This window comes from Sphingobium sp. B11D3A (assembly GCF_025961695.1).
Taxonomy (GTDB): domain Bacteria; phylum Pseudomonadota; class Alphaproteobacteria; order Sphingomonadales; family Sphingomonadaceae; genus Sphingobium.
In genome coordinates, this window is sequence record NZ_JAOQOE010000001.1 from 2,510,598 (window position 1) to 2,537,593 (window position 26,996).

The following is a 26,996-nucleotide window of genomic DNA, read 5'->3' on the forward strand; positions in this document are numbered from 1 at the left end:
GGCGGGGCGTCCAGCCGATTTGGAACTCAGTCTTGCAAAAGCGCTGCCGGGATGATCGACAAACTGGACTCACCGCATCATCGATTGATCGGATGGTCCAAGCCTCAAAGCGTCGCGCCGCCGTCCACGACCAGTTCCTGCCCTGTCACGTTGCGGCCGCCGTCGCCGACAAGGTAAAGCACCATGGCGACGATGTCCGCCATCTCGCTGGGGCGATTGAGCGGGATGCCCATGTCCGCCACATAGGCGCGCAGGGCTTCCTCTTCCGACAGGCCTTTCAACTCGGCCATGGCGCGCCAATTGGCCTTCATGCGCGGCACGGCGATGGGGCCGGGCGCGACGTAGTTGACGGTCACGCCGTCCGGTCCCGCTTCCAGCGCCGCGCTGCGCGTGAGGCCACGCAGGCCCCATTTGGAGGCGGAGTAGCTCGAGCGACCGGCCCGGCCGCGCATGCCGTGATTACCGCCGATGTTGACGATGCGCCCATGCCCCGCCGCACGCATCACCGGCAGCAGGCGGCTCATGACGATGAACGGTGCCCGCAAATTGGTGGCGATGGTGCTGTCGAACTCTTCGATGCCAAACTCGCCGATGGGCGGTGACAGCGGGCCGGTGTGGCCGGCGGCATTGACGATGACGTCCACTACGCCTTGCGACCAGCCCAGGAAGCTATCGAGCGCGGCCTCCAGCGCGGGCGCATCGCGCACGTCTGCGGTCAGCACCAGCGCTCGGCGGCCATTCGTGCGGATCTGCTCGGCGACTTCCTCCATGGCGGCGGTGCGCCGCGCGACCATCGCGACATCATAGCCCTGCGCGCCCAACGCCAGCGCGATCTCCCGCCCCGTGCCCGCACTGGCACCGGTGACGAAAGCGATGGGGGTTCTGCCCGCCATCACTGCGCGTCCGCGAAGAATTTGCGCTTCGAGCCGGCCTGAATCTTGTAGATCGAGCTGCCCGCGCGCGAAGGGAAGGGCAGGCGCACATAATTCTGCTCGAAGCGCACTTCTCGCGTCGAGGGGCCGCAGACGAGGCGCGATTCATACTCGTCCCAATCCACCTTGTAGAAGAGCGGGAAGGCATCGCTGGCGGCATATTCATAGAAGAGGATGCGGCGCGGATCGCCCGAGCGATTCACGCTCGAGCCGTGCAGCGTCATCGGATGATGGAAGCTGACGGTTCCGGGCGGACCTTCCAGCAATACAGCCTTCGTCATGTCGAAGGCCGCTGGATCGACCGCGCCGCAGAAATAGCCCTCCTCGTCATGATGATCGAGCAGCGGCCCCTTGTGGCTGCCGGGGATGACTTGCATCGCGCCGTTGGAGGCGTTCGCGCCATCCAGCATCACCGAGGCGACGCAGGTGGACATGTTGGTGTGCGGCGCGAAGGCCCAGTCCTGATGCCACTCCAGCGCGGCGCCGCCATTGGCGGACTTCATGTTGATCTTGGTGTGCGAGAGGCGGACATTGGCTCCAATGATGCGCGTGAGGACCGCCAGAATATCCGCATTGCCCGCCTGCTCGGCATAATAGGGATCGATGCGGTTGGGCTTCTTGATCCGCTGGATGGTGCGGTTGCCCTGAACGTCCGTGTCGAAATCGAACCAGGCGTCATCGGCCTCCACCGTCTCCGCCTTGGCGGCGACGCGGTCGGTGAGCGCGCGCAGATTGTCCAGCACCGGACCCGCCAGCAGGCCGGGCAGGACGACATAGCCGTTTTCGTAATAATCGGAGACGATCTGATCGATGTTCATGAGGGTCAGTCCTTGGGGAGCGGCAGGTCTGTGACGACCATGTGCGCCTTGTGGTGCGTGATGCAGAGCGGCAGACGGGCGTTGCGCACGGCATTCTGGCCCGTCGCGCCGCACGCCCAGAAGACCGGCAACTCGCCGGGGTTCAGGGTCGTGAGGCCGTGGCCGCCATAGCTGTGCGAAAGATCGGCGATCCCCAGATCGCCAGGCAGGCCGAGCGAAACCGGCGCGCCGTGACATTGCGGATAGCGGGCGCTGAGCAGCGTCGCGCGGATGGCATCGGCGGGGCTGAGCGCGCGCATCGAGACGATGAGCTTCCCACCGAACGGGCCGACGGGGGTCGTCTCGCGATCCGTCTCGTACATGGCCGAGACATTGCCCTCATCGAGATGGCGCAGGCGTACACCGGCGCGCTGAAGAATGGCTTCGAAGGAGAAGGAGCAGCCGAGCACGAAGGCGACGAGATCGTCCGCCCAGACGGCAGAGGCATCGCGCCGGGTCTCGACCAACTCGCCATCGCGAAACACCATATAGCCGCCGGTATCGCGGGCGATGTCGAGATCGTCGGCGAGCGCGGGGATCGCACGGACGCCCCGCTCGCTGCGGCCGAGGATCGGCAGCGCTTGGGCGTTGGCGCGGCAATAGGCCTCGAAATCATCGGCATAGGCGGCCGGGACGGCGACAAGATTGCCCTGCATGAAGTCGCGCGCGACGTGGTTGGTGAAATCGGTGAATGCCCCCGCGCGGATCGCACGCCGCACGGCGCGCGGATCGGCGCGGTCGAATGCGGGCGCGGACGCCCCTGCGGAGAGGGCTTGGGTCATATTTGCTCTTTTACGCGCGCGGGGCGTTGCCGAGAGTTGCTTTTTGATGCCTCCCCCGTTGCCGATCCGGCCATGGGCGGCACCGCGCGGCCGTGCTTGGCTACGCCTTTCGGTTGCGGGAGTGCGCAGATATGGCGGGCATGATGATCATCGGCGGCGCGCGCGGACTGGGCGGCACGATTGCAGGGGAATTTGCGCGGGCTGGACATCAGGTGGCGCTGGCGGATGAAGGAGCAGCGCCTGAAGGTGTCTATCCCTACGTCGCCATCGACTTCGCCGACCCTGAGGCTCCAGCGTACGCCGTCGCGCAAGCGCTCACCCACCTCCCCACGCTCGATGCGCTGGTGATCGCCGCCAGCGCCATGGAGAGTGCACCCATCGAACGCTGGACCGCGGCGATGTGGGACCGGGCGGCAGCGATCAACCTGCGCCTGCCTTTCCTCGCGGCGCAAGCGGCGCTTTCGGAGCTGCGCCAATCGGCCAATGCGAGCATCACCCTGCTCTCATCCACCGCAACACTGCGCGGGCAGCCCTTCACTCATGGCTATCAGGCGACCAAAGCCGGTGTTGCGGGGCTGGTGCGCAGCCTCGCTGCCGAACTGGGGCCGGACGGCATCCGCGTGAATGCGGTGTTGCCAGGCTGGCTCGATACGCCGCTGACTGACGCATACTGGACTACGCGGGAAAATGCCGCGGATGAGCGCGCGCAGATCGAGGCGCGCATTCCGCTGCGGCGGCATGGTTCAGCGCAGGAGGCTGCGGCGCTGGTCTGCTTCCTCGCGTCACCTGCCGCCAGTTATCTCACCGGGGCCATCCTGCCGGTGGACGGCGGCGACACGGCGGTCTGATCAAGCCGCCGACGCGGCCGCTTTGGGCGCCGTCGGCACGCGGGGCAACGCAATGAAGCAGACCAGCAGGCCGACGATCGCGACGCCGACATAGCCTGACCAGTGCGTCAGCGCGAAATAGACGGTGGGGGTGAGGAACGAGGCCAGCGACACGAACTGGTTGACCGAACCTGCCACTGTACCGCCGCCGACCGTTCCGGTCGCGAGCGCCGGCATAGTCGCCATGCAGATTCCGGTGGCGGCGCCATAAGTAAATAGCCAAGCCATCAATCCTGCAATGGCGATGATCATCGGGCTGGACGGCAGGAACAAAGCGATCTGCGCGACGATGCCGATGACCACGACGATGCCGAGCAGCCGCCGCATCGGGAAATCCCGCGAGAGCAGCGCACCGGTAATCGTGCCGCCCAGCAGCACGGCGGCGATCTTGGCAATGGCCACGATGCTCGCGGACGCGGCGAGCGACACGCCATGCACCTTCGCCAGATAGGTTGGCGCGGCAAGGCTGGTGCCGTAGGAGATCATCGCCGGCATCGCCATGGCAAAGCCGAGCATCAGGATCGGCGGACGGCGCAGGCCGGCAAACAGGGCAGCCAGCTTCTCACGCCCGCTCTGCCCTTCCTTGCGGATTGCCGCGACATGCGGGAGGATGAAGGCCAGCGCCGCGCATCCGAGCATGATCGCGCCGTGGAAGGCAATCGCCAGCCGCCAGCTGTCACTGGTGGTGAATGGCGCTGCCATCAGCAGGCCGAGCGAAAAGCCGGTCGGCGCATAGGTAGACCACAAGGTGAGCGCGCGGGTGCGCGTGCCGCCCTCCAGCGAGCCCATCAGCATTGCCGCGCCGCCGTTCAGGATGCCGAGATAGCCCACGCCCGCCATCAGCACGCCCAGGTTGAACAGCCAGATATCCTGCGCGAACCACAGGATCACGTCCGCCAGCACGAAGACCGGCGAGGTGAGCAGCAGCACCAGGCGCGGCCCAAGGCGATCGACAATGCCGCCGCCAACCGTCGCCACGATCGTCGCGGGCAGGGAGAAGAGCGCAATGGTGAGGCCAATCGCGGCAGCGGGCGCATCCATCGCCTCGGTAATGCGCAGCGCCAGCGGAGAGAGAATGCCGACCAGCGCCATGCTCATCAGGCCGATGAGATAGACCAGCGCTATGGTGCTCCAGTTTCCTTGCGTTCGCGGCGGCAGCATCGTTAAGTCCCTCATCATGCGGCCGGACGAGCGCTCCGGCATGAGGAGGCAGGATAAGGAGACGCCCGGTGCCCACAAGCCGGGTTCGCAATCTGCACCGAGGCGTTCACTTTTTTTGGGGTGAGGCTTAGCCGGTGAATGGGAGGAGACGGGCGGACGCCGCCTCATAGAAGTATGGTGGGAGACCCGCCTGTCCAGAAACGACGGCATTGCTGACGTTCGTCATTTCCGCGATGGTATTCCGATGAAGCAGAGCGCAGATGCGAAACTTGTGGCGGAAGCAGTCGCACACAGCGTTGGCAACCGCCGCGAGGTCGAAGCGAGCAAATACGCTGGCTGCTTCTCCTGCTGCGCAACATTTGATGTAAGCGAAGTCCGTGAATGGCTTGATGAATGGACTGTTCCCGAGAAGCAGAATCGAGTGAGGCGTTGGACGGCCAGATGCCCCCGATGTAGCGCCCCAACCATCATCGGCAGTTCTAGCGGGCTTTTAGATGACCAAGGTTACCTGCCCATTTTGCATCATGTTATCAAGCATCAGCCGACGGTTCAGTGAGGTCCTTTAACCATCTCAAACTTGCCGGGCGCCGCTCCCCATGAACGCTTAAAAGCGGGCTGATCGGACACGGCAAACATAGTGACGGCATTCCGGGGGCCTGAGTAGCGGCTGAGCCTGTCGAAGCGAGGTATCAAAGGACCAGCCCCTGCTCTGCGATGCTTCGATACGCACCTGCGCCGATACTCGGACTCTACTCGGCACGAACGGTGAAGATCGGCAAAGACCATTCCTGCGGGAACTCAGCTGTTTCCGCCTTTTGGTTTGTTTCGCAAACCCGGACGTGCATTGCGAGGAACGCTTTTCAGGCGACCTGTTTCACGCATAGACGGCAGGGATGCCGTCCCGTGATCCGCTTCCCCTCAAAACAAATCGAAATACTCGCGATGTTCCCAGTCCGTCACGGTCTGGTTGTAGCGGGCGACTTCGGCGCGTTTGATGAGGAGGAAGTGGTCGACGAAATCATTGCCGACGGCGGCGCGCAGGAGGGGGTCTGTGTCCAGCCGGTCGAGCGCGGCATCGAGCGTCTGGGGGAGTTTTTCGACCTGCGCAGCATAGGGTGAGTCCACCGGGGGGGGCAGGTCCATGCCGCCCTCGATTCCGGCAAGGCCGGTGACCATTTGAGAGGCGAGGTAGAGATAGGGATTGGCGGCCGGCTCGCCCACGCGGTTCTCGATGCGGCGCAGTTTTGCGGCGCCTCTGGCGAGGACGCGCAGCATGGCGCCGCGATTGTCCTCCGCCCAGGCCACGCGATCGGGGGCAAGGCTGTTGGGCCGGTAGCGCTTGTAGCCATTGATGGTGGGGGTGGAGAAGGGCGCGGCCCCGGCTGCGCCGGCGAGCAGCCCGGCGAGGAATTGCTGGCCAACGCCGGAAAGGCCATCCGACCCGTCGGAGGGCGCGAAGGCGTTCTCGCCGGTGCGGATATTGCGCAAGGACTGGTGGAGATGCCAGCCGCTCGCCATCGCCTCGGGCAATTGGGGACGACACATGAAGCTGACATGATAGCCATGGCGCCGGGCGATCTGCTTGGCGGCGCTGCGGAACAGAATCATGTCGTCCGCCGGGCCAATGCCGGTGCCCGCCTTGAAGACGAACTCGCATTGGCTGGGGCCGAACTCCACTTCCAGTGAATGCAGCGGCAGGCCGAGCGCGAGGCAGTTTTCGCGCAGGATCTCGACGATTGGCTCGACCTGATCGTAACGCTGCTCGGTGAGATACGCATAGCCCTGGTGGAGCAACGAGACCTGCGGGGGGCGGCCGGGCTGGCCGGCATCACCCAGGCCAAGCGCCGCGTCTTCCAGCCGGGTGAGGTAGAACTCCACTTCGAGCCCGCTCACATACTCAAAGCCGCGCGCCGCCAGCCGGTCCACCGCCGCGCGGGCGAGCCGGCGGGTGGAGGCGACGACCGGGCGACCATCATGATGATAGAGATCGCACAGCATCCAGCCGGTGCCGGGTGCCCAGGGCAGAACGCGGAAGGTGGCCGGATCGGGCACCATGATGACATCGCCGCCGCCCTGCAGATCGGCATCGCCAATCCCGGCGCCGGCCGCGAAAACCGGCACCACTGTGCGGTGCGATGTATCCTTGAGCAGCAGCGTCGAGGTGATCGCGCAGCCATCCTCGAAGGCGCCCGCGAGGGAGCCGGCCAGCAACGTCTTGCCGCGCGTGATCCCGTGCATGTCTGCAAAGACGAGGCGGACGGTATTGATCCCGTCGGCCTCGATGCGCTTGAGGACATCGGCGGCCTGGCGACGGGCTTCGTTGCTCCACAGGCCATGGGTGGCGATGAAGTCGCTCATTCTGCGGAAACAGGAGCCGGCTGGGAGGCCCAGGGTGCGGCATCGCGACGGCGGCGGTCCACCTCGCGCCAATAGGCCTCAAGGTCCGCACCGGCGGGCGCGACGCCATCGACAGTGCCCGGATCACGCACCTGCTGCGCTTCCTCCGCTGTCAGATCGAGCAGTGGGCGCTCGCCCTTCTGCAGCTTGCCGATCTCGCGGATGAGCATGGTGCGATAGGCGACGATGCCCTTGTCCGTGGTGCCGAGATGCTCGCGGGTGCGATCCTGGATGCGGCCCATGGACTCCACCGCCCACTGGTCGTGCACGTTGATGTCCTCGCCCATGCCCGTATAGGTGCGGCTGCGCTGCTCCACCACGTCATAGCCATAGTCGTTCTGGCGATTGAGGCGGGGCTTGTAGTCCGGCAGCTCATAAAGCGTGAGCCGCTGCCGGCGCATCTCTTCCTTGTCCACCGCATCGGTGAAGCTGGTGAAGGCGGCGTACCAGTAGCAACTGTGATCATCGATCGGCACATGCCATTGCGTGATCGTCATCGTCTCCGAAAGCGGGATGACGAAGGCCTGCGGAAAGAACAGGTTGGTGATGCGCACATGCGTCTTGCCCTCGGGCAGCGAGCGCAAGGCGGTGAGGCGGAAGCCGATATCCGTCTTGGTAATCGTGATGTCCGGGTTTTCGAACTCGCGCAGCACCTGGATCATGGTGAGGTCGCTGTCTGCCGAGCGGCCGCGGAACTGCTTGCCATAAGCGTCCGCCTCCTCGTCCTCGAAGAAACGGTGGAGGAAGCTGGCATGAGCCGGGTCGACACCGACCTCCAGCGCCTGCAGCCAGTTGCAATCCAGATAGCCTTTGAAGGCAAAGACATGGCTGTCCGGCGCGGCGAAGCAATCCAGGCCGGGGAAGGCCGGCGCATCGCCCTCGCCCAGAAAGCCGAAGATCATACCGGCACGCTCGACCACCGGGTAGCTGCGCTGCTTGACGCGGCTGCACAGGCTGGAGCCGGCCGGCTCGCCGGGGGTCTGGATGCAATTGCCATCGACATCGAACAGCCAGCCATGGAACAGGCAGCGCAGGCCGCCATCTTCCAGCCGCCCGAAGGCGAGATCGGCGCCGCGATGCGGGCAATCGCGATCGAGCAGGCCGAGGCGGCCCTGCTCGTCGCGGAACAGCACCATGTCCTGCCCCAGCACCTTTACGGCCTTGGCGGGCCGCGGCCCTTCCAGCTCCTCCAGCAATGCGATGGGCTGCCAGTAGCGGCGCAGGAGTGCGCCGAGCGGCGTACCCTTGGCGCTCAGGGTGATGAGATCATTTTGTGCTGGTGTCATGCTTGGCTTCCCGTGGGTCGTCTGTGCGGTGCTGGTGCCCTGATCACGTCCGTTTTGCCTCAACCGCTCGCGCGCGCGTGTTGCCGACTGGCGCCCGCTGCGTTGCTGGAATCAGAACCCATCAGCGCTTGCCGTGACGGATTTCGAAACATAGGCTCGCGCATCGACCATTCGAACATGCGAGCACATCAATGAGCCAGCCAAAGCGCGACATCCGTACCGTTGCCGTCTTCTGCGGATCCAATCCGGGCCTTGGCGACACCTATGAACGCGCGGCGGCCGATCTGGGCGCAGCGCTGGCCCGGCGCGGCATCGGCATCGTCTATGGCGGCACGCACAAGGGGCTGATGGGCATCCTGGCCGATGCCGCGCTGGCGGGCGGCGGCCATGTTCACGGCGTGATCAACCAGCGGCTGTTCGATCGGGGGCACCTTCACCCCAAGCTCTCCCTGCACGAGATCGTCGAGACGATGCGGGTGCGCAAGGAGCGGATGCTCAGCGTCGCGGATGCCTGCATCGCCCTGCCCGGCGGCATCGGGACGCTGGAGGAGTTCATGGAGGCCTGGACGCTCAACCAGCTTGGCGAGATCGACAAGCCGGTCGGCCTCTACAATGTCGGCGGCTTCCACGAGCCGTTCATGACCTTTATCGACACGATGATCGGGCAGAAATTCCTCCCGCCTGAGCATCGCAACGGCATCGTCGTCGAAGGCGATCCAGACGCGCTGATTGACGCCCTCATCGCCTTCGAAAAGCCCGACGTGCCGAAGTGGCTCTGATCGCCTGAGCGCGATCAGGCCGCGAGCAGAAACACCGCGAAACCGGCGCCCATCGCACCCATCGCCCGCAAGGCCTGTGCGGGAACGCGGCTTCCGATCACGACGCCCAGCGCGTGCAGCGCCGCTGTCGCCGCGATAAAGCCGAACGTGAACGTGGCGACGTCCCCAGCCGGAGCCTCAAGACCATGCGCCATGCCGTGCACAAAGCCGAAAGCACCCGTCACTGCCGCCGCGACAGCCCATGAGGCCTTCAGCCGAAGGGCCAGCGCCAGACCAAGCAGGAGGATGGAGAGCAGAATGCCGCCTTCGGCAAGGCCGGCTGGTTGGCCGAGCAGCGCATAGCCAAAGCCGATCACCATCGCGCCCACGAAGGCGGCCGGTGCGGCCCATTTCGCACGGCCCGCCAACATGCCGCCCCACAGTCCGACCATGACCATCGCGACGAGGTGGTCGGCGCCGGTGAGCGGATGCAGCAGGCCCGAGACCAGCGGACTGGCGACCTCATGGCCGGGATGTGCCTGTGCCGCCGCCGGCAGCATCAGCGCGATCATGGCGACGAGCGCCGTTTTGCAATGTCTGATCATCCGTTCAGCCCTCCATGTTCGATGATAAATGCCTCGATCTCCGCGACGCCCTGGCCCGCCCGCACATTAGCGAAGACGAACGGGCGCTGTCCGCGCATCTTGCGCGCATCCCGGTCCATCACCTCAAGGCTGGCACCGACATGGGGCGCGAGATCGATCTTGTTGATGACGAGCAGGTCCGAGCGGGTGATGCCCGGTCCGCCCTTGCGCGGGATCTTGTCGCCCGCCGACACGTCGATGACGTAGATCGTCAGGTCCGCCAGCTCGGGACTGAAGGTGGCGGCAAGATTGTCACCGCCGCTCTCGATCAGCACCAGTTGCAGGCCCGGGAAGCGCTTTTCCAGCGTGTCCACCGCCGCCAGGTTCATCGACGCATCCTCGCGGATCGCGGTATGCGGGCAGCCCCCGGTCTCGACGCCAAGAATGCGTTCAGGCTCCAGCGAGCCGGCGCGGGTGAGGAACTCGGCATCCTCGCGCGTGTAGATGTCGTTGGTGATGGCGGCGATCCGATAGCGCTCGCGCAGCGATTTGCAGAGCGCGTCCATCAGCGCCGTCTTGCCCGAGCCAACCGGCCCGCCAATGCCGACGCGCAGGGCGCCGGTGGTCTGCGCCTGCATGGCGCCATCCTGTTCCATTGTCGTCATGTCCTGAACAGCCTCGTATATTGGGTTTCATGCGCCATGCAGCCGATCTCGGCGACGAGCGTGCAGCCGCGCAGGGCGAGGAAGGGATCGCTGTCGGGCAGCGCCATCACCTCCGCTGCCAGCGCACGGATCGGCTCGCGCAGGGCAAGCAGGGCCTGCTGGCCATCGGTCTGACCGAGCGGCACGAGCCGCTGGGCGGCGGAAACGAGATTGGCGACGCAGCCATGGAGATAGGCCACAAGACCATGCCGCTCCGATATGCCCTGGCAGCCGAAGAGGCAGCCCGCCGCTACAGGATAGGCGAGCGCGCCATCCGGCACATGGGCGATCAGCGCTGCAAAGGCGGAAGGCTGCGTCGACTGAAGCGCGATGCGGCGAAAGGCCGCACCTTGCGCCGTGGTTTCCAGATGGCGCTCGAAGCCGCTCTGGGCGGCAACCGCCAGTTCGGCCACTTCGGTCAGCCGTGCGACATCACCCGCCAGCGCGGCGCGAAGGGCGTGGAGGAAAAACACCGCCTCGTTGAACAGCGGGCCATGCTCCAGCAAGTCGCCGATCCACGCCACCGTCTCGTCGCGGCTGGTGACATGCCCGGCCTCCACAGCCCACTCGATGCCGCCGGAATGTGCGAAGGCGCCGATGGGCCAGGCGGGCGACATCCAGCTCAGCAAATCGAAGAGGGCGCCGTCATCCATGGCTGTGATGATGGTGATGGTCGTGGTGGTGATCCCCGTGACTGTGATGATCGCGACCGTGATCGTGGGCGTGAGCATGGCCGGGCGCACCCTCATAGGCGCCACCTTCGGGATCGAACGCGGCTTCGACCGCCTGGCACGTGCCACCCAGCCCCTCGACCATATGGGCGATGACATGATCCTCGCGGATCAGCAGCCGTTCGCCATCGAGCTGGGTCGGCAGATGGCGGTTGCCCAGATGCCAGGCAATGCGCACCAGCGCGGGGAGGTCCGGGGCGGTGATGGCGGTGAGTCGCTCGGGCAGTGCCTTGACGGCGACAAGCGTGCCATCGTCCAGCAGCAGCCCATCGCCATGGCGCAGATGGACGACATTGGGCTGATCGAGCAGGATCGCGCGGCCGGCCCGCGTACGATAGACGATGCGGCGGCGACGACGCTGGTCATGATCGAGCAGCACCGTGTCGGTGGCGTCATGGCTGTGGCCCGGCTGGATGGCGGTGATACGGAGCATATTGCGTCCCGACCCTTTCAATAGAGGAAGTAGCGTTGGGCGAGGGGCAACTCGTACGCAGGCTCGCAGGCCAGCAATTCGCCATCCGCCCGTACCTCATAGGTCTCGGGATTGACCTCGATATGCGGCAGGGCATCGTTGAGTTTCATATCGCGCTTGCCGATGCTGCGGGTGGCGCGCACCGCGCTGAGCGTCCGCGAGAGACCGAGGCGTGCCGCAGGATCGGTGTCCAGTGAGGCGGCGCTCACGAAGGTGATGCAGCTTGCGGCCATGGCGCGGCCGTAGCTGCCGAACATCGGCCGGGCATGAACCGGCTGCGGCGTCGGGATCGACGCATTGGCATCGCCCATCATCGCATGGACGATCATGCCGCCCTTGATGACCAGCTCCGGCTTGGCACCAAAGAACGCCGGATGCCACAGCACCAAATCGGCCAGCTTGCCGACCTCGACCGAGCCGACCTCATGCGCGAGGCCCTGCGCCAGCGCGGGGTTGATGGTGTATTTGGCGACATAGCGCTTCGCCCGTGCGTTGTCCGCCTGCGCATCGTCGCCGGTAAGCGGACCGCGCTGGCGTTTCATCTTGTGCGCGGTCTGCCAGGTGCGGGTAATGACCTCGCCCACGCGGCCCATTGCCTGACTGTCCGACGAGATGATCGAAAGCGCGCCGAGGTCGTGCAGGATGTCCTCGGCCGCAATCGTCTCCTTGCGAATCCGGCTCTCGGCAAAGGCGAGATCCTCCGGGATCGACGGATCGAGATGATGGCACACCATCAGCATGTCGAGATGCTCGTCGATGGTGTTGACGGTGAAGGGCATGGTCGGGTTCGTTGACGACGGGATCACATGCGCCAGCCCGGCGAGGCGGATGATGTCCGGGGCGTGGCCGCCGCCTGCACCCTCGGTGTGGAAGGCGTGGATCGTGCGCCCTGCGAAGGCGGCGATCGTATCCTCTACGAATCCGCTCTCGTTAAGCGTGTCGGTGTGGATCATGACCTGAATGTCCATCGCATCCGCGACGCTCAGGCAGCAGTCGATCGCCGCAGGCGTGGTGCCCCAATCCTCATGCAGCTTGAGCGCGCAGGCACCGGCGCGGATCTGCTCAATGAGGCCATCGGGCTGGCTGGCATTGCCCTTGCCGGCAAAGCCGAGGTTCACCGGCAAGCCCTCGGCGGCCATCAGCATCCGCTCGATATGCCAGGGACCGGGGGTGCAGGTGGTGGCGTTGGTGCCGGTCGCCGGGCCGGTGCCGCCGCCGATCATGGTGGTGACGCCGCTGGCGATAGCCTCCTCCACCTGCTGCGGGCAGATGAAGTGAATATGGGCATCGACGCCGCCAGCGGTGAGGATCTTGCCCTCACCTGCAATGATCTCCGTGCCAGGGCCGATGACGATATCGACGCCCGGCTGGATGTCCGGATTGCCGGCCTTGCCTATGGCGGCGATGCGCCCATCGCGCAGCGCAATGTCCGCCTTGTAGATGCCGGTCCAGTCCAGCACCACGGCATTGGTGATGACGGTATCGGCCGCCCCGGAAGCGCGGGTGACCTGGCTCTGGCCCATGCCATCGCGGATAACCTTGCCGCCGCCGAACTTCACTTCCTCGCCATAGTCGGTGAGGTCACGCTCGATGCGGATGATGAGATCGGTATCGGCGAGGCGCAGGCGGTCGCCGGTGGTGGGGCCATACATGTCGGCATAGGCCGCGCGGGTCATGCGATATGCCATCAGTCCAGTGCTCCCATCACGTCCTGCCGAAAGCCGATGACCGTGCGCGCGCCGGCCACCGGCACCAAATCGATCTCGCGGCTCTGCCCGGGCTCGAAGCGCACCGCCGTGCCAGAGGGAATATCCAGCCGGTGCCCGCGCGCGGCAGCACGGTCGAAATCGAGCGCCGGATTGGTCTCGGCAAAATGATAATGGCTGCCGACCTGCACCGGCCGGTCGCCGGTGTTGGCGACGGTCAGGCGCAGCACGGGACGACCGGCATTCAGCTCCAATTCGCCATCGGCGGGGAGAAGTTCGCCGGGAATCATCTCGGCCGGCGCGCGGGGGTGGGCCGGGGCGTCAGCGGATCGGGTCATGGACTGTCACCAGTTTCGTGCCATCGGGAAAGGTCGCCTCGATCTGCACATCGGGGATCATCTCGGCGATGCCCGGCATGACCTGCTCGCGGGTGAGCACATGCGCGCCGGCTTCCATGAGATCGGCGACGCTGCGCCCGTCGCGCGCGCCCTCCAGCACGAAGTCGCTGATCAGGGCGATGGCCTCGGGATAATTGAGCTTCACCCCGCGCTCCAGCCGCCGCCGCGCCACCATGGCAGCGACGGAGAGCAGCAGCTTGTCCTTCTCTCTAGGTGTCAATTGCATCTCAGCACCTCCACAGACCGGGCAGATCGGGCCGGCCCCGCAGCAATTTGAGCGATGCCGCCAGACAGCGACGCAGCGCCGGCGGATCCCGAGCGAGCAGTCGGACGGCGAGGATGCCGTTCCACAGGCTCGCGCCGGCCAGCACATCGAGATGATCCTCAAGCATGGCGCGCACCGCATCGAGGCGGGTGACCGCATCGCCGCCAATGGCCAGAAGCACCGCGCTGGCACGGGCGCCGTCGCCCAGCGCCGGGCGACCGAGCTGGGCAGCCGGCGCCTCGCCGAGGGCCAGCACATCGGCATAGATCAACGCGCCCCCGCGACGGACCCGAACGCGATCGAACAGCTGGCCGGTTGAAAACTGCTCGCCGCGTGCGAGGCGGCCGAACACGACGGATTCGCACCAGAGCAAAGCAGCGTCGGCCTCCAATGCGATGTCGGTCATGCGCTCCAGCCGGGCGCCATCGAACAGGATGGTTTCCTGCGGCAGCCACTCTGCGCTGGCGCGGGGACCGACATGAAGGCGCGTGGCAACGGTGCAGGCGGGGCCGGTGCTGCCATAGACCTTCTCGGCGGCCTGCGTGGTCAGCAGCGATGCGGTATCCTCGGCCCACGCCACGCGCTGGTCGATGCTGTCTCCGCCGCACAGGCCGCCGGATGTGTTAATGACCACCGCCTCGACTGCCGGGCCGCGCGGCACGCGCACACGCAGGCAGCCGCCCTCCTGCCGGCGGCGCAACACCGTCTTGCCGGCGCGTTGCTCGAAGCGCAGCGAAAGCGTCCCATGGCTACGAAGGTAGGAGGGGACGGCCTGCAGCACCGTCAGACCGCCGTATCGATCCAGACGGACTTGAGCTGGAAATGCTCCTCGACATGCTGTCGACCATATTCCCGGCCCTGACCGCTGGCCTTGACGCCCCCGGAGGGCACGGCAGGATCAATGCGGTTATAGCAGTTCACCCACACCGAGCCGGCCTTGAGCGCGCGCGACAGGCGATGCGCACGGCCGACGCTGCTCGTCCACACGCCCGCGCCAAGGCCGAATTGCGTGGCATTGGCGCGGGCGATGACCTCATCCTCGCTATCGAAGGGGAGCGTGGCAAGGATGGGGCCGAAAATCTCCTCCCGCACCGCGCGCATCTCGTCATGCGCATCGACCAGCACCGTGGGTGGGAAGAAAAAGCCCTGATCATAATCCGCGCCGGAGAGTCGCGCGCCGCCGGACAGGGCCTGCGCGCCCTCGGCCAGCGCATCCTCCATATGCGTAGAAACCCGACTTAGCTGCCGCGCCGACACGAGCGGGCCGAGATCGGTCTGCGGATCGAGGCCATTGCCGATCTTGAGATCGGCTGCGATGCGCGCGACCTCGGCGGCGAACGCGCGATGCACCGGGCGCTCGACGAACAGCCTTGTGCCGGCGCTGCACACCTGGCCGGAATTGGCAAAGGCGGCACCGACTGCGGCCCGCGCTGCGGCTTCGAGATTGGCATCGGCAAAGACGATGTTGGGCGACTTGCCCCCCAGCTCCAGCGACAGGCGCTTGAGGTTGCCAGCCGAGGCGCGAATGATCTGCTGGCCGGTTTCGACCGAGCCGGTAAAGGCGATCTTGTCGACGCCCGGATGGGTGGCGAGGGCGGCGCCGGCCTCCGTGCCGAAGCCCGTGACCACATTGAACACGCCATCCGGAACGCCGGCTTCCAGCGCGAGCTCAGCAAGGCGCAGCGGTGCGAGGCTGGCATCTTCGGCAGGCTTGAGAACCAGCGTGCAGCCACTCGCGAGCACTGGACCAAGCTTGAGCACGGAAGCCCAGAGTGGGCCGTTCCAGGGGATGATCGCGCCGCAAACCCCGACCGGCTCCTTGACGGTACAGGCGAACAAGCCGGGATCGGAAGGGGCGTTGGTCGTACCTTCGATTGAACGGGCAATGCCGGCGAAATAGCGCAGCAGATCGACGAGCATCGCCACCGATCCGCGCGTGTGGCGGATGGGGGAGCCCATTTCCAGTGTATCGAGCCGCGCGAAATGCTCGGCGTCGCGCTCAAGCAGGTCCGCAAGGCGCATCAATAACGCCTGTCGGTCGACAGGAGAGAAGCGCGACCATGGCCCCTGCTCGAACGCCGCGCGCGCAGCGGCGACAGCGCGGTCGACATCCTGCGCCGTAGCGCGCGCGATATGAGCCAGCAGGCTGCCGTCGGCGGGGTTGATCGTCTCGAACGTCTCGCCGCCGCTCGCTTCCGTCCACTGGCCGTCGATCAGGAGCTTTTCGATGCGCGGCGCCATGCGATCAGCCCCTCACCCGGAAGCTGACGGATTGGGCGCCTTCCCACAAGACGGTGCGGCCGAGTTCGGGCAGATGCTCCAGTCCTTCGATGATCGTGAGGAAATGGATGCCCGCCAGCGGCCCCAGCTTGCTGGCAAAGGCCACGCCACCATAAGCGAGCAGGATCTCGCATTCGCTGTAGCCGCCGGGGTAGAAGATGAACTGGCCCGGCGCCGGATAGCGCGTGGGGTTCTCCCAGGGCAGATCGTATGTGGCATCGCCAAGCGGAATCCACACGCCCTCACCGCTCCAGCGGACGTGAATCAGCCTTTCGTCATAAGGCAGCATTGCCTTGAAGCGCGCGGCGGTCACGGGCGCCAGCTCTTCTTCCAGCTTGGCGACGAAGCTGAACGGGCCGGCGGTAATGTCGATCAGGGTCATGGGGTGTTCCATCAAAATCAGGCTGCGGCATGAAGCCGGGCGAAGCCGCTCTCGAGATCGGCGATGAGATCGTCGACCGCCTCTAGCCCGACATGGATGCGCACGGCCGGGCCAGGCGCGGACCACTCGGTCGCCGAGCGCAGCGTGTTGGGATAGGTCGGCACCACGAGGCTCTCATAGCCGCCCCAGGAATAGCCGAGCTTGAAGAGATCCATATGGTCCATGAAAGCCGCGAACTGTGCCTCGCTGCATGCTTCCAGGACGAAGCCGAACAGGCCCGAAGCGCCGTCATAGTCGCGCTTCCAGATCGCATGACCGGGATCATCCGGGAGCGCGGGATGCATCACCCGGTGAACCTCCGGCCGAGCCTGCAGCCATTGCGCGATGGCAAGACCGGAGGCGTGATGCTGCTTCATCCGCAGTGGCAGGGTGCGCAGGCCGCGCATCGCCATGTAGATATCGTCCGGCCCGCCGCAATAGCCCGAGGCAGAGGCCGTTTTCTTGACCGGAATGAAGGCCGCTTCGGTCGTCACGGCGATGCCGAGCATCAGATCGGAATGGCCGGAAATATATTTGGTCGCGGCGTTGATCGACACGTCCACGCCATGTTCGAGCGGCCGGAAATTGATCGGCGATCCCCACGTGTTGTCGAAGATCGTCCAGATGCCGCGCGCACGGCATTCTCTGGTAATGGCGGGCACATCCGTCATCTCGAAGGTGAGCGAGCCGGGGCTCTCCATATAGACGACGCGAGTGTTTGGCTGGAAGAGATCGACAATGGCGGGGCCGACGTCGGGGCGATAATAGGTCACCTCGACCCCGAACTTTCGCAGAAAGCTTTCGCAGAAATCGCGTGCCGGGCCGTAAAGGCTGTCCACGATCAGCAGATGATCTCCAGCAGAGAGGAAGGCCGTGAGCGAAGCACAGATCGCGCCGAGGCCGCAACTCGTCGTGATGCCGCGATAGCCGCCTTCCAGCAGGGTGATCGCATCCTCGAACGCGCGTGTGGTCGCGGTGCCTTCGCGTCCGTAGGTAAAGCCCTCGAACGCGCCCGAAGCCCGGTCCCGCCGCGTTTCCAGCAGCGCATCCACGGACTCGAACAGGACCGTGGAGCAGTGGTAGACCGGCGGATTGACGACGCCAAAATTGGCTTCCGGATTGCGCCCGGCGTGCAGCGCCTGCGTATCGCGATGGAAGCCCTTGAGATCGGCCATGCTCTTGCGTTCCCCTGTTTTAGATGACGGTGCCGGCATCCACGACGATGTCCTGCCCGGTGATCATGTTGCCTGCCGGCCCGACAAGATGGAAGAGCGCCGCTGCGACATCTTCCTCGGTGACGAGACGGCCCAGCACCGTGGTGGCGAGGAAGCGCTTGAGCGGCGCGTCCTCCGGCTCGCCATTGCGCTGCGCGGATTCACGGAACATGCGCGACAGGCGCTCGCCCTCCACGCCGCCCGGAGAGATGAGGTTGACCCGCACGCCATAAGGCGCGGCATCGAGCGCGGCGGATTTGACGAGGCCGCGCAGAGCCCATTTGGACGCCGAATATATGGCAAAGCCGGCGTTGCCCTTATGGCCATAGGTCCCGCCAATGGTGACCACGCGGCCCTCGCCTCGTTCCACCATGCTGGGCATCACGGCAGCCATGGCATTCATCACGCCCAGCACATTGATATCGAAGCAAGCGCGATAGTCTTCCGGTGTCGCCTCCCACACGGGACGGCGCGGCACGCCCACACCGGCCACGCAGACCAGAAGATCTATGGCGCCAAGTGGTGCGACGGCATCGCGCAAACCGGCTCCGTCGGAGACATCTGCCGCAACGGCCTGTGCATCGATGCCTTCCGCGGCGAGCGCGGCGACGGCCTTCGCTCCGGTGTCAGGATCGCGACCGACCAGAACCAGCTTTGCACCTTGCCGCCCCAGCGCCCGTGCCAGGCCAAGGCCGAGGCCACGCGTGCCGCCGGTCACCAGCGCGGTCTTTCCGGTCAGATCGGGGGCATTCTTCATGTTAGTCATTCGTGGCATCATCCGCAGGGGGACTTCTTTTACATGCCTACCGCAAATCGGCTGCGCGGGAAGTTGATCATTCGGCGACAGGCCCGTACCTAAAAAGCACCGCTAGCCCCATCCGCGTTGTCCTAAACGAGTCACGGACAGCCATTGGAGTGTTCAGATATGAGCCGTAGCGAAAGAAGCGAGGACGATATTGCAGCAGCAGCTGCCGTGTCGCTGGACGAGATTCCCATCGTGGATTTCGCGCCTTTCCTGTCCGGCGACCCGGCCGCTCGCAAGGCTGTCGCCGAAGAAATCGCCTTTGCCTGCGAGAATATCGGCTTCTTCTATCTGACTGGCCATGGGGTCCCGCAGGCGGTGATCGACGCCGTGTTCAAAGCTGCTGCGGATTTCTTCGCCAAGCCCATGGCGGAGCGGGCTGAGGCATTCGCCACACCGGACTGGTATCGCGGTTACATTCCCATGCCCCCGCAACAGCCGCTCTCTCGCAACACCCGCATGTTCGAGCAATATCGGATGCAGCATGAGTGGCCGGCCGATCCGGACGACATGGAGCATGCGCGCATCTTCGATCAAATCAATCGCTGGCCCGCTGACATGCCGGAGTTCCAGGCGGCGGGTGAGGCCTATCTCGATGCCATGGTGACCCTTGGCCGCGAGTTGTTGCGTGCCTTTGCGATCGGTCTGGGTCTGGACGAGCATCGGTTCGATGGCTGGTTCAAGCATCCACCCTCGCAGTTGAGCATGAACTATTATCCGGTGTTGCCGAACGCGGCGGACAGCGACGTGTCCAACATGATTTCGCACACCGACGAAGGGCCGTTCACGATCCTGGCGCAGGGCGAGGTCGGCGGCCTTGAGGTCAAGCGGCGCGACGGCGCATGGATTCAGGCGCCGCCGCTGCGTGGCGCGTTCACGATCAATGTGGGCGACATGATGATGTGGTGGTCGAACGGCCGCTTCATCTCCAACTATCACCGCGTGCGCAATCGCACGGATGTGGAGCGCTTTTCTGTGCCCTATTTCGCCAATCCCGACCGCAATGTGACGGTAGCGCCGCTGCCGGAACTCGTTGGCGCAGACGGCCCCAGCTACCAGCCGGTGCGCGTTGCCGATCACCTCGCCCGTTTCTACAGCCAGCTCTCCAAGAACCCCCATGACGTCTATAACTGAGGCTGCCTCCCCCGCCGCTGCGGGGATCGGCGCGAAGATCGGTGCCGATATCGGCGGAACCTTCACCGATGTCGTTCTGGAGGTTGGCGATCGTCGCCATTCGACCAAGCTGCTGACCACCTATGACGCGCCCGAGCGCGCTCTTCTTGACGGGGTGAGCCTGCTGCTGGACGAGGCCGGCATTGGGCCGGCGGATGTCTCGCTGGTCGTTCACGGCACGACGCTGGCGACCAACGCCCTGATCGAACGACGCGGCGTCAAACTTGCGCTGCTGACTACCGACGGGTTCCGCGACGTGCTGGCGCTCGGCACTGAAAGCCGGTTCGACCAATATGACATCGGCATGGAGAAGCCCGATCCGCTGGTGCCGCGCAAGTGGCGGCTCGGCGTGGCGGAGCGGATGGATGCGCTTGGCAACGTGCTGCTGCCGCTCGATGAAGAGGCCGTGCGCGCCGCCGCTACCCAGTTCCGCGCCGAGGGTGTGGAGAGCGTCGCCGTCGCGTTCCTGCACAGCTATGTGAACCCGGCGCACGAGCTGCGCGCGGCGGAAATTCTGCGCGAGGAAATGCCGGGTGTGGCTCTCTCGCTCTCCAGCGAGGTCTCGCCGGAGATGCGCGAATATGAGCGCTTCTCCACCACCACGGCCAATGCCTATGTGCAGCCGCTGGTCGATGCCTATCTGCGCCGGCTGCAAACGCGGTTGACGGAGATGGGCTTTGCCTGCCCGCTCTACCTGATGCTGTCTTCCGGCGGCCTGACCACCGTGGATATCGCCGCGCGGTTTCCCGTGCGGCTGGTGGAGAGCGGCCCGGCGGGCGGCGCAATCTTCGCCGCGTCCGTGGCCAGCGAATGCGGTGAGGACCGCGTGCTGGCACTCGACGTGGGCGGCACGACCGCCAAGATCTGCCTCATCAACGATGGTGCGCCGCAGACATCGCAGGTGTTCGAGGTCGGACGCGCCCACCGCTTCCGCAAGGGAAGCGGCTTGCCGTTGCGCATCCCCGTGGTGGAAATGGTCGAGATCGGTGCCGGCGGTGGATCGATTGCCGCGGTGGATAGCGCCGGGCGCCTGACGGTAGGGCCGCATAGCGCGGGATCGGAGCCCGGCCCGGCCGCTTATGGACGTGGCGGCGAGCGCCCGACCGTGACCGACGCGGATATCACGCTCGGCCGCATCGACCCCAGCCGCTTTGCCGGCGGCAAGGTAACGCTGCACCCCGAAAAATCGAACGCCGCGCTGGCCGGGCTCGGTCTGTGGGATGGCAAGGCGGAGACGCTGGCAGTGGGCGTCAGCGAGATTGTCGATGAGACAATGGCGAGCGCAGCGCGTGTCCACGCCGTCGAGCAGGGCATGACGCTGGACGAGCGCACGCTGATCGCCTTCGGCGGCGCTGCGCCGCTCCATGCGGTGAGCTTTGCCGAAAAGCTCGGCATCGGGCGCGTGATCATCCCGTCGGGCGCCGGCGTGGGATCGGCTGTGGGCTTCCTGCGCGCGCCGGTTTCCTATGAGATTGCCCGCAGCCTCACCATGCGGCTCGATCAGGCCGATCTGACCCGCCTCAATGCTCTGCTGGATGAAATGGCGGCGGAAGCGCGCGGCCTGGTCAGCGCCGGCGCGACAGGAGCGGACCAGAGCGAACGCCGCGTCTGCTTCGCCCGCTATCAGGGACAGGGCTATGAAATCCCGTTCGAGATTCCGGCCCGCCGGCTCGGCGAGGCCGACATCGTCGTGCTGCAATCCAGCTTCGAGCAGGCATATCGCGCGCAATATGGCGGCATGGTGCTCGACCTTCCCATCGAAATGCTGACCTGGCGCGTCAATGTGAGCGCGAGCGGCTTCCGCGCGGAAGCATCCGGCACGGCGGTCGCAACCCGCACCGCCACGACGGTCGGCAGCCGGCGCGTGGTCGATCCCACCACCGGTCAGGCGATGGATTTCGCGCTCTACGCCCGCGAGACGATGCAGCCCGGCGAGCGGTTCTCCGGCCCGGCGCTGGTCGCAGAGCGTGAGACGACCACCGTGGTCTCGCCCCGCTTCGATGGCCAGATGGATGAACGCGGCTATCTGGTGCTGACGCGCCGCGAGACAGGAGACGCCCGATGAGCGATGCGCTGACCGAACTGCGGATGCAGGTGATCTGGACGCGGCTGATCTCGATTGTCGAAGAGCAGGCCCAGACGCTGATGCGCACAGCCTTCTCGACCACGGTGCGCGACGCCGGCGATCTTTCCGCCGCGCTGTTCGATCTGGACGGACGACTGGTGGCAGAAGCGGTCACGGGCACGCCAGGGCATGTGAACTCCATGGCCGAAGGCGTGCGGCACTTCCTTGCCAAATTCCCGGTCGCGACGATGAAGCAGGGCGACCATTTCATCACCAACGATCCCTGGCTGACGGCGGGACATCTCCACGACGTCACCGTGGTCTCCCCGGCTTTCCATGAGGGGCGGGTCGTCGGGCTGTTCGGCGTGTGCTGCCATCAGGTCGATATCGGCGGCCTTGGGCAGGGGCCGGATGGCCGCTCGATCTACGAGGAAGGCTTGCAGATTCCGTTGATGAAGCTGGCCGACGCGGGGCGTATCAACCAGGATCTCATCGACATTCTCTGCCAGAATGTGCGGATGCCGCTGCAGGTGAAGGGCGACGTGCTCTCCTACATCACCAGCAACGAGGCAGCCGCCCGTCGCCTGAGCGCCATGCTCGGGGAATTCGGCATGGCGGATCTTTCACAGGTCGCGGACTACATCATCGAGCGCTCGCTGGCGGCGACGCGCGCGGAAATCGCCAAGCTGCCGGATGGCCAGTGGTCCAGCACGCTGGTGATCGATGGCTATGATGCGCCGGTGACCATCGTCGGGACGCTCACCATCGATGGCGACACCCTCTCGATGGATTATGAGGGCACGGACGGCTGCCTGCCGCGCGGCATCAACGTCGTGCTGAATTATTGCCGCGCTTACACCGTTTTCGGCCTGCGCTGCGTGATCTCGCCGGAAGTGCCGAACAATTTCGGCGCGCTGGAGCCGTTTGAGGTCACCGCACCGGAAGGCTCCATCCTCAATGTCCAGCGCCCCTGGCCGGTCGCGGCGCGGCATGTCATCGGGCAGATGCTGCCGGATGTGGTGTTCGGTTGCCTCTCGCAGGCCATCCCCGACCGGGTGCCGGCCGAGGGCTCGTCCTGTTTGTGGTCCGTGCAATTGCGCGGTCGGCTGCCGGCGGAAGGCAATGGCCGACAGGGCGATCCATTTGATGCGATCTTCTTCAATTCCGGCGGCTCTGGCGCGCGACCCGGGCAGGATGGCCTCTCTGGCACTGCCTTCCCCAGCGGTGTACGCGCCATGCCGGTCGAGGTGACCGAGAGCGGTGCGCCCATCGTCATCTGGCGCAAGGAATTGCGTACCGATAGCGGCGGGGCCGGCGCGTTGCGCGGCGGCCTGGGGCAGACCGTGGAAGTCGGGATGCGTGATGGCAGCGGCTTCGAAGTACTCGCGATGTTCGAACGGGTCGACCGCCCGGCCAGGGGGCGCGATGGCGGGCATGACGGCGCGGCGGGCACGGTGTCGACCTCCGGCGGCAAAATGATGCGCGCCAAGGGCCTGCAGGTGATACCCGCCGGCGAGCGGCTGGTGCTGCAGATCCCCGGCGGCGCGGGCCTGGGCGACCCAGCCCAGCGCAGGCCGGACAGCGTCCGTGCCGACTTGGATGAAGGCATGATTTCCCGCGAGAGCGCGAAGGCGATCTACGGCCAGGCCCTCTAGTAACGGCCTGGTCGGCCATGCCGGTCAGGCGTCGAGCGTGAACCCGTGGGCGGCATCGTCATCGTCCTCATCCATGGACCATTCCGCCGCCCCCGGCAGGGTCGGCAGGGACCGGCACTCATGAAGATCGCGCGCCATCTGCTCGGCAAACTTCGCAGCGACCAATGGCAACGGGCGGCCCTTGAGCTGCCCCAGCACCAGCGGCCCGTAGGTCCGGTCGATGTCGCTGATCCGGCGCACCGCGAACCGGGGATCATGGCGCCAGACATCGGCACCAATGTCGATCTGAAAGGTGATGAGATCGCCGCCGGCAACCAGTTCGCCCAGAAAGTCGAAGCTGTTGGCTTCCACCGCTACATTGAGCTTGGCCGAGCTTGAGAGCAGCCGGTTCTCGACGATTTCGCGCCCGCCAAAGGCCATGTCCGGCATGGCGACGTCATATTCTGCGCATTGCCGCAGACGCAGCACCTCATGCTGGGCGAGCGGATGGTCCGCCGCCATGACGGCCACCAAGCCCTGACCGATCGACATGATCGGGTGAAGCTCCGACGAGCGAAGCGGACGGAAGATCAGCACGATATCCATTTCATAATCGATCAATGCGCGCACCGCCGTGCTGTGATCGGTCACGGAGAGCTTGAACTTCACATTGGGATGCTTTTCGCGAAAGCTGACGATGTGACGCAGGACGAAACTGCGGGCGACTGCCTGGCTGCAGGCAATGCGCACCTCGCCCCGCTGCAAACCTTCCAGCTCCTCGATCTGCGAGTAGACGCGCCGCAATTCGGAGGTCTGCATCCGTATCCAGCTGATCAGCACTTCGCCGGCGGCAGTGAGGCGGACGCCAGAGGTATGTCGCTCGAAAATAACGGCGTTCAGGTCATGCTCGACATCCTGAATGCGGCGGAGCAGGGCGGAGGGCGTCACGTTCAACCGCTCGGCCGCCTGACGGACCGAACCCACGCGCGCGACCTCATCGATATACTGCCAGATCCTCTGGTTGCGTAGCGCCATCAGCGACTCCGTTCGATTTTCGGCTACACCATGCCCCTGGTTTAGCACCACTTGGTCACCGGCACATCCCTTATGCACCGATGTATCGAATATCGTCTTTGAAGTCGGCTTCGGTCGAAACGCACCTCTTTAAAGTCGAATCGAATATCAGAAGTCAATATCAATTTTGATTCTGGTCTATTTTCGAACAATAACGTCACGGGCGGGCAATGAATCTCGATCTCGATAGTAAAGTTGTGATGATTACAGGCGCCGGGAAAGGTATGGGGCCTGCAATTTCACAGGCCTTTTCTAGTGAAGGCGCCAAGATCGTCATCCTTGGCCGTGATATGACTGCGCTGGAGACCCTGAAGGAAGAGATCGGGCCAAAGGCCTCCGTTACCGTCATCCGCTGTGACGTCACCAGTGCCTCCGACTGCGAAGCCGCGGTGAGCCAGGCCGAGACGGCGCATGGTCGTGTCGATGTGCTGGTCAACGTCGCTGGCGGCACCGGGCCTGTCGGCGACACCGCCTGGGAGACCACGCCGGAAGGTTTCGATGAAATCATCAAGCTCAACATGGGCGGCTGCTTTTTGATGATGAAGGCCGTCCTGCCCGGCATGATCGCGCGGCGCTATGGCAAGATCGTGAATGTCGGCGGCACCTTCGGCATGCATGGACGCGCCGGCCGCATGGCCTATTCCGCCTCCAAATGGGGTTTGCGCGGCATCACCAAGTCGACGGCGATCGAGGCTGGGCCTTACAATATCAACGTGAATATCGTCGCGCCCGGCATGGTTGATGGTCCGCGCTTCCGCACCAAGGTGATGCCGGGTATGGCCGAGGCAGCCGGGCGCAGCGAAGAGGAAATCATCGCCGAGCACGCTGCCGAATATGCGCTGCGCCGCATCAGCAGCGCGCAGGACGTGGCCAATGCCTGCCTGTTCCTCGCCTCCGACGTTTCGCGCCAGATCACCGGCATCGACCTGCCCGTCGATGGTGGCTGGGCCGCTCTCTGATCCTCTCATAACCATGGAACCCGCCATGAAAGCCGATATCGTCATCAACGGCGCCACAATCGTCACCGACAGCGCCATGTTCCCCGCCTCGATCGCGATCAAGGACGGCCTCATCCTGGCCATCGGAGCGCGGGAGGCGATGCCCGAGGCCGCCGAGGTGGTCGATGCGACCGGCAAGCACATTCTCCCCGGCGCCATCGACGCGCATGTGCATTTCCGCGATCCCGGCTACACGCACAAGGAAACCTGGGAAACCGGTACGGCCAGCGCTGCGATGGGCGGCGTCACCACCGTGTTCGAGATGCCAAACACCAATCCGCCGACGGGCACGGTGGAAGCACTCAACATGAAGCTGGAATCGGCCAAGAAGGCCTATGTCGACTTCGGCATCTACGGCCTGCTCGGCGAGGATAATCTCGACCAGCTCGAGGCGCTGATCGAGGGCGGCGTCGCCGGCTTCAAATGCTTCATGGGCAACACCTTCGGCAACCTCCCATCCCCGCCGAGCGGTGCGATCCTCGAAGGGTTCGAGATCGTCGCAAAGCACGGCTATCGCGTCGCGCTGCACGCCGAGAATGCCTCGATCATGGCGCGTCGCTCGAAGAAGCTGCGCGAGCAGGATTGCTGCGACCCGCTGGCGCATCTCGACGCCCGCCCGCCGGTCGTTGCAGTGGAAGCGGTCTCGCGTGCGGCCATTCTCGCGGAATGGACCGGAGCGCGCATCCACATCCTGCACGTCTCATCCGGCGACGAACTGCGTCCGCTGCGCGAGGCGAAAGCCCGCGGTGTCGACATCACGGCCGAGACCTGCCCCCATTATCTGCTGCTCGACGAGCGCGCTTATACCGAGAAGAAGTCGCTCATCCGCGTCAATCCGCCGGTGCGCGAGAAGGTCCATCAAGAGCAGCTCTGGCAGGGCGTTGCGGACGGCACGATCGACATGATCGCCACCGACCATGCGCCGCACAGCCATGCAGAAAAGCATAACGATGACATCTGGAGGGCCGACTGCGGCTTTACCGGTGTGCAGACACAGATGCCGCTGATGCTCACCCAGATCGCCAATGGTCGGATGACGCTGACGCAATATGTCCGCATGACCTCGCTGGCGCCAGCAAAGGCATTCGGCCTCTATCCGCGCAAAGGCGCCTTGCTGCCGGGCTCCGATGCGGACATCGTCGTCGTCGACATGGAGAAGGCGGTCAAGGTCGACTCCGCGTTGCTCAAGTCCAAGGGCTCCTCGACGCCCTTCCAGGGTTACGAGACCAAGGGTGCCCCGATCCATACACTGGTGCGCGGACGCTTCGTGATGCGTGACGGAGAGTTGGTGACGAGCGCGATGGGCCACGGCCTCAACGTGCGGCGCATCCAGCAGATGCCTGCGCCGACACCGCGCAATACCCACACTACGACCAAGGCCATTCTCGAAAAGCGAGGCAAGCGTTACTGAAATA

At 65.1% G+C, this 26,996-nt stretch carries 26 protein-coding genes; 7 read left to right on the forward strand and 19 right to left on the reverse strand.

The window, feature by feature from the left end:
* Positions 1-104: 104 nt before the first annotated feature.
* From M2332_RS11935 to M2332_RS11945, 3 genes are read right to left on the reverse strand one after another with little or no spacing between them, the layout of a single operon-like run.
* Positions 105-893, reverse strand: coding sequence for an SDR family NAD(P)-dependent oxidoreductase (locus tag M2332_RS11935; RefSeq protein WP_264574203.1), 789 nt, complete (start codon positions 891-893; stop codon positions 105-107).
* Positions 893-1,750 carry a phytanoyl-CoA dioxygenase family protein gene (locus M2332_RS11940; protein ID WP_264574204.1) on the reverse strand — a complete coding sequence of 286 codons (858 nt, stop codon included), beginning with the start codon at positions 1,748-1,750 and terminating at the stop codon, positions 893-895. Before M2332_RS11940 ends, M2332_RS11935 begins: the two co-directional genes overlap by 1 nt.
* A 5-nt stretch (positions 1,751-1,755) precedes the next feature.
* A complete protein-coding gene (locus tag M2332_RS11945; RefSeq protein ID WP_264574205.1) occupies positions 1,756-2,571 on the reverse strand; it encodes a D-glutamate cyclase family protein in 816 nt (271 codons plus the stop codon).
* A gap of 131 nt (positions 2,572-2,702) precedes the next feature.
* On the opposite strand from M2332_RS11945, the gene M2332_RS11950 reads away from it, so the two are divergent.
* On the forward strand, positions 2,703-3,419 hold the full coding sequence (locus M2332_RS11950; RefSeq protein ID WP_264574206.1) for an SDR family NAD(P)-dependent oxidoreductase: 717 nt from the start codon (positions 2,703-2,705) through the stop codon (positions 3,417-3,419).
* Here M2332_RS11950 and M2332_RS11955 read toward each other — a convergent pair whose 3' ends face one another.
* The 3 genes from M2332_RS11955 to M2332_RS11965 form a co-directional block, all read right to left on the reverse strand.
* Positions 3,420-4,619: an MFS transporter gene (locus tag M2332_RS11955; RefSeq protein ID WP_264574207.1), complete on the reverse strand. Its 1,200-nt coding sequence runs from the start codon at positions 4,617-4,619 to the stop codon at positions 3,420-3,422. It lies immediately after the preceding gene.
* A gap of 918 nt (positions 4,620-5,537) precedes the next feature.
* Positions 5,538-6,977 (reverse strand): glutamine synthetase family protein, encoded by a 1,440-nt coding sequence (locus M2332_RS11960; RefSeq protein ID WP_264574208.1) that lies wholly within the window; start codon positions 6,975-6,977, stop codon positions 5,538-5,540.
* Positions 6,974-8,302 (reverse strand): aromatic ring-hydroxylating dioxygenase subunit alpha, encoded by a 1,329-nt coding sequence (locus tag M2332_RS11965; RefSeq protein ID WP_264574209.1) that lies wholly within the window; start codon positions 8,300-8,302, stop codon positions 6,974-6,976. Before M2332_RS11965 ends, M2332_RS11960 begins: the two co-directional genes overlap by 4 nt.
* 191 nt (positions 8,303-8,493) lie before the next feature.
* On the opposite strand from M2332_RS11965, the gene M2332_RS11970 reads away from it, so the two are divergent.
* Complete coding sequence (locus M2332_RS11970) at positions 8,494-9,081, forward strand: TIGR00730 family Rossman fold protein (protein WP_181560801.1); 588 nt, start codon at positions 8,494-8,496, stop codon at positions 9,079-9,081.
* A 14-nt stretch (positions 9,082-9,095) separates the two neighbouring features.
* Here the strand turns inward: M2332_RS11970 and M2332_RS11975 are convergent, their stop codons facing one another.
* From M2332_RS11975 to M2332_RS12030, 12 genes are read right to left on the reverse strand one after another with little or no spacing between them, the layout of a single operon-like run.
* A complete protein-coding gene (locus M2332_RS11975; protein ID WP_264574210.1) occupies positions 9,096-9,665 on the reverse strand; it encodes a HupE/UreJ family protein in 570 nt (189 codons plus the stop codon).
* The gene (gene ureG / locus M2332_RS11980; protein ID WP_264572313.1) at positions 9,662-10,300 is read right to left on the reverse strand and encodes an urease accessory protein UreG; all 639 of its coding nucleotides are present in this window, start codon (positions 10,298-10,300) and stop codon (positions 9,662-9,664) included. The genes M2332_RS11975 and ureG overlap by 4 nt, the downstream gene beginning before the upstream one ends.
* 5 nt (positions 10,301-10,305) lie before the next feature.
* The gene (locus M2332_RS11985) at positions 10,306-11,079 is read right to left on the reverse strand and encodes an urease accessory protein UreF (RefSeq protein ID WP_264574211.1); all 774 of its coding nucleotides are present in this window, start codon (positions 11,077-11,079) and stop codon (positions 10,306-10,308) included.
* A complete protein-coding gene (locus M2332_RS11990; RefSeq protein ID WP_264574212.1) occupies positions 10,994-11,512 on the reverse strand; it encodes an urease accessory protein UreE in 519 nt (172 codons plus the stop codon). The genes M2332_RS11985 and M2332_RS11990 overlap by 86 nt, the downstream gene beginning before the upstream one ends.
* Before the next feature lie 17 nt (positions 11,513-11,529).
* Entirely contained in the window at positions 11,530-13,239 is a 1,710-nt protein-coding gene (gene ureC / locus M2332_RS11995; protein ID WP_264574213.1) for an urease subunit alpha, read from the reverse strand.
* Complete coding sequence (locus M2332_RS12000; RefSeq protein WP_264574962.1) at positions 13,239-13,547, reverse strand: urease subunit beta; 309 nt, start codon at positions 13,545-13,547, stop codon at positions 13,239-13,241. Before M2332_RS12000 ends, ureC begins: the two co-directional genes overlap by 1 nt.
* 31 nt (positions 13,548-13,578) lie before the next feature.
* On the reverse strand, positions 13,579-13,881 hold the full coding sequence (locus M2332_RS12005) for an urease subunit gamma (protein ID WP_181560798.1): 303 nt from the start codon (positions 13,879-13,881) through the stop codon (positions 13,579-13,581).
* 1 nt (position 13,882) lies between these two features.
* Complete coding sequence (locus M2332_RS12010; RefSeq protein WP_264574214.1) at positions 13,883-14,701, reverse strand: urease accessory protein UreD; 819 nt, start codon at positions 14,699-14,701, stop codon at positions 13,883-13,885.
* A gap of 2 nt (positions 14,702-14,703) precedes the next feature.
* Positions 14,704-16,161: an aldehyde dehydrogenase family protein gene (locus tag M2332_RS12015; protein WP_264574215.1), complete on the reverse strand. Its 1,458-nt coding sequence runs from the start codon at positions 16,159-16,161 to the stop codon at positions 14,704-14,706.
* A gap of 4 nt (positions 16,162-16,165) precedes the next feature.
* Positions 16,166-16,582, reverse strand: a complete 417-nt coding sequence (locus tag M2332_RS12020; protein ID WP_264574216.1) for a DUF3830 family protein — start codon at positions 16,580-16,582, stop codon at positions 16,166-16,168.
* A 17-nt stretch (positions 16,583-16,599) separates the two neighbouring features.
* Positions 16,600-17,796, reverse strand: a complete 1,197-nt coding sequence (gene metC / locus M2332_RS12025; protein WP_264574217.1) for a cystathionine beta-lyase — start codon at positions 17,794-17,796, stop codon at positions 16,600-16,602.
* 19 nt (positions 17,797-17,815) lie between these two features.
* Entirely contained in the window at positions 17,816-18,592 is a 777-nt protein-coding gene (locus M2332_RS12030; RefSeq protein WP_264574218.1) for an SDR family NAD(P)-dependent oxidoreductase, read from the reverse strand.
* Between the two features lie 168 nt (positions 18,593-18,760).
* On the opposite strand from M2332_RS12030, the gene M2332_RS12035 reads away from it, so the two are divergent.
* From M2332_RS12035 to M2332_RS12045, 3 genes are read left to right on the forward strand one after another with little or no spacing between them, the layout of a single operon-like run.
* Positions 18,761-19,771, forward strand: a complete 1,011-nt coding sequence (locus M2332_RS12035; protein ID WP_264574219.1) for an isopenicillin N synthase family dioxygenase — start codon at positions 18,761-18,763, stop codon at positions 19,769-19,771.
* Complete coding sequence (locus tag M2332_RS12040) at positions 19,755-21,875, forward strand: hydantoinase/oxoprolinase family protein (RefSeq protein ID WP_264574220.1); 2,121 nt, start codon at positions 19,755-19,757, stop codon at positions 21,873-21,875. Before M2332_RS12035 ends, M2332_RS12040 begins: the two co-directional genes overlap by 17 nt.
* Positions 21,872-23,530: a hydantoinase B/oxoprolinase family protein gene (locus tag M2332_RS12045; RefSeq protein WP_264574221.1), complete on the forward strand. Its 1,659-nt coding sequence runs from the start codon at positions 21,872-21,874 to the stop codon at positions 23,528-23,530. The genes M2332_RS12040 and M2332_RS12045 overlap by 4 nt, the downstream gene beginning before the upstream one ends.
* Before the next feature lie 24 nt (positions 23,531-23,554).
* On the opposite strand, the gene M2332_RS12050 is transcribed toward M2332_RS12045, so the two are convergent.
* Positions 23,555-24,544, reverse strand: a complete 990-nt coding sequence (locus tag M2332_RS12050; RefSeq protein ID WP_181560790.1) for a LysR family transcriptional regulator — start codon at positions 24,542-24,544, stop codon at positions 23,555-23,557.
* Positions 24,545-24,783: 239 nt separating this feature from the next.
* Between M2332_RS12050 and M2332_RS12055 the strand changes: the two genes are divergently transcribed.
* On the forward strand, positions 24,784-25,542 hold the full coding sequence (locus tag M2332_RS12055) for an SDR family NAD(P)-dependent oxidoreductase (RefSeq protein WP_264574222.1): 759 nt from the start codon (positions 24,784-24,786) through the stop codon (positions 25,540-25,542).
* Between the two features lie 25 nt (positions 25,543-25,567).
* On the forward strand, positions 25,568-26,992 hold the full coding sequence (allB, locus tag M2332_RS12060) for an allantoinase AllB (RefSeq protein WP_264574223.1): 1,425 nt from the start codon (positions 25,568-25,570) through the stop codon (positions 26,990-26,992).
* Positions 26,993-26,996 lie beyond the last annotated feature (4 nt).

Coding starts and splice junctions, on each gene's coding strand:
- M2332_RS11935 (WP_264574203.1), bottom strand. CDS start 893: ATGGCGGGCAGAACCCCCATCGCTTTCGTCACCGGTGCCAGTGCGGGC.
- M2332_RS11940 (WP_264574204.1), bottom strand. CDS start 1,750: ATGAACATCGATCAGATCGTCTCCGATTATTACGAAAACGGCTATGTC.
- M2332_RS11945 (WP_264574205.1), bottom strand. CDS start 2,571: ATGACCCAAGCCCTCTCCGCAGGGGCGTCCGCGCCCGCATTCGACCGC.
- M2332_RS11950 (WP_264574206.1), top strand. CDS start 2,703: ATGGCGGGCATGATGATCATCGGCGGCGCGCGCGGACTGGGCGGCACG.
- M2332_RS11955 (WP_264574207.1), bottom strand. CDS start 4,619: ATGCTGCCGCCGCGAACGCAAGGAAACTGGAGCACCATAGCGCTGGTC.
- M2332_RS11960 (WP_264574208.1), bottom strand. CDS start 6,977: ATGAGCGACTTCATCGCCACCCATGGCCTGTGGAGCAACGAAGCCCGT.
- M2332_RS11965 (WP_264574209.1), bottom strand. CDS start 8,302: ATGACACCAGCACAAAATGATCTCATCACCCTGAGCGCCAAGGGTACG.
- M2332_RS11970 (WP_181560801.1), top strand. CDS start 8,494: ATGAGCCAGCCAAAGCGCGACATCCGTACCGTTGCCGTCTTCTGCGGA.
- M2332_RS11975 (WP_264574210.1), bottom strand. CDS start 9,665: ATGATCAGACATTGCAAAACGGCGCTCGTCGCCATGATCGCGCTGATG.
- ureG (WP_264572313.1), bottom strand. CDS start 10,300: ATGGAACAGGATGGCGCCATGCAGGCGCAGACCACCGGCGCCCTGCGC.
- M2332_RS11985 (WP_264574211.1), bottom strand. CDS start 11,079: ATGCTCACGCCCACGATCACGGTCGCGATCATCACAGTCACGGGGATC.
- M2332_RS11990 (WP_264574212.1), bottom strand. CDS start 11,512: ATGCTCCGTATCACCGCCATCCAGCCGGGCCACAGCCATGACGCCACC.
- ureC (WP_264574213.1), bottom strand. CDS start 13,239: ATGGCATATCGCATGACCCGCGCGGCCTATGCCGACATGTATGGCCCC.
- M2332_RS12000 (WP_264574962.1), bottom strand. CDS start 13,547: ATGATTCCCGGCGAACTTCTCCCCGCCGATGGCGAATTGGAGCTGAAT.
- M2332_RS12005 (WP_181560798.1), bottom strand. CDS start 13,881: ATGCAATTGACACCTAGAGAGAAGGACAAGCTGCTGCTCTCCGTCGCT.
- M2332_RS12015 (WP_264574215.1), bottom strand. CDS start 16,161: ATGGCGCCGCGCATCGAAAAGCTCCTGATCGACGGCCAGTGGACGGAA.
- M2332_RS12020 (WP_264574216.1), bottom strand. CDS start 16,582: ATGACCCTGATCGACATTACCGCCGGCCCGTTCAGCTTCGTCGCCAAG.
- metC (WP_264574217.1), bottom strand. CDS start 17,796: ATGGCCGATCTCAAGGGCTTCCATCGCGATACGCAGGCGCTGCACGCC.
- M2332_RS12030 (WP_264574218.1), bottom strand. CDS start 18,592: ATGAAGAATGCCCCCGATCTGACCGGAAAGACCGCGCTGGTGACCGGC.
- M2332_RS12035 (WP_264574219.1), top strand. CDS start 18,761: ATGAGCCGTAGCGAAAGAAGCGAGGACGATATTGCAGCAGCAGCTGCC.
- M2332_RS12040 (WP_264574220.1), top strand. CDS start 19,755: ATGACGTCTATAACTGAGGCTGCCTCCCCCGCCGCTGCGGGGATCGGC.
- M2332_RS12045 (WP_264574221.1), top strand. CDS start 21,872: ATGAGCGATGCGCTGACCGAACTGCGGATGCAGGTGATCTGGACGCGG.
- M2332_RS12050 (WP_181560790.1), bottom strand. CDS start 24,544: ATGGCGCTACGCAACCAGAGGATCTGGCAGTATATCGATGAGGTCGCG.
- M2332_RS12055 (WP_264574222.1), top strand. CDS start 24,784: ATGATTACAGGCGCCGGGAAAGGTATGGGGCCTGCAATTTCACAGGCC.
- allB (WP_264574223.1), top strand. CDS start 25,568: ATGAAAGCCGATATCGTCATCAACGGCGCCACAATCGTCACCGACAGC.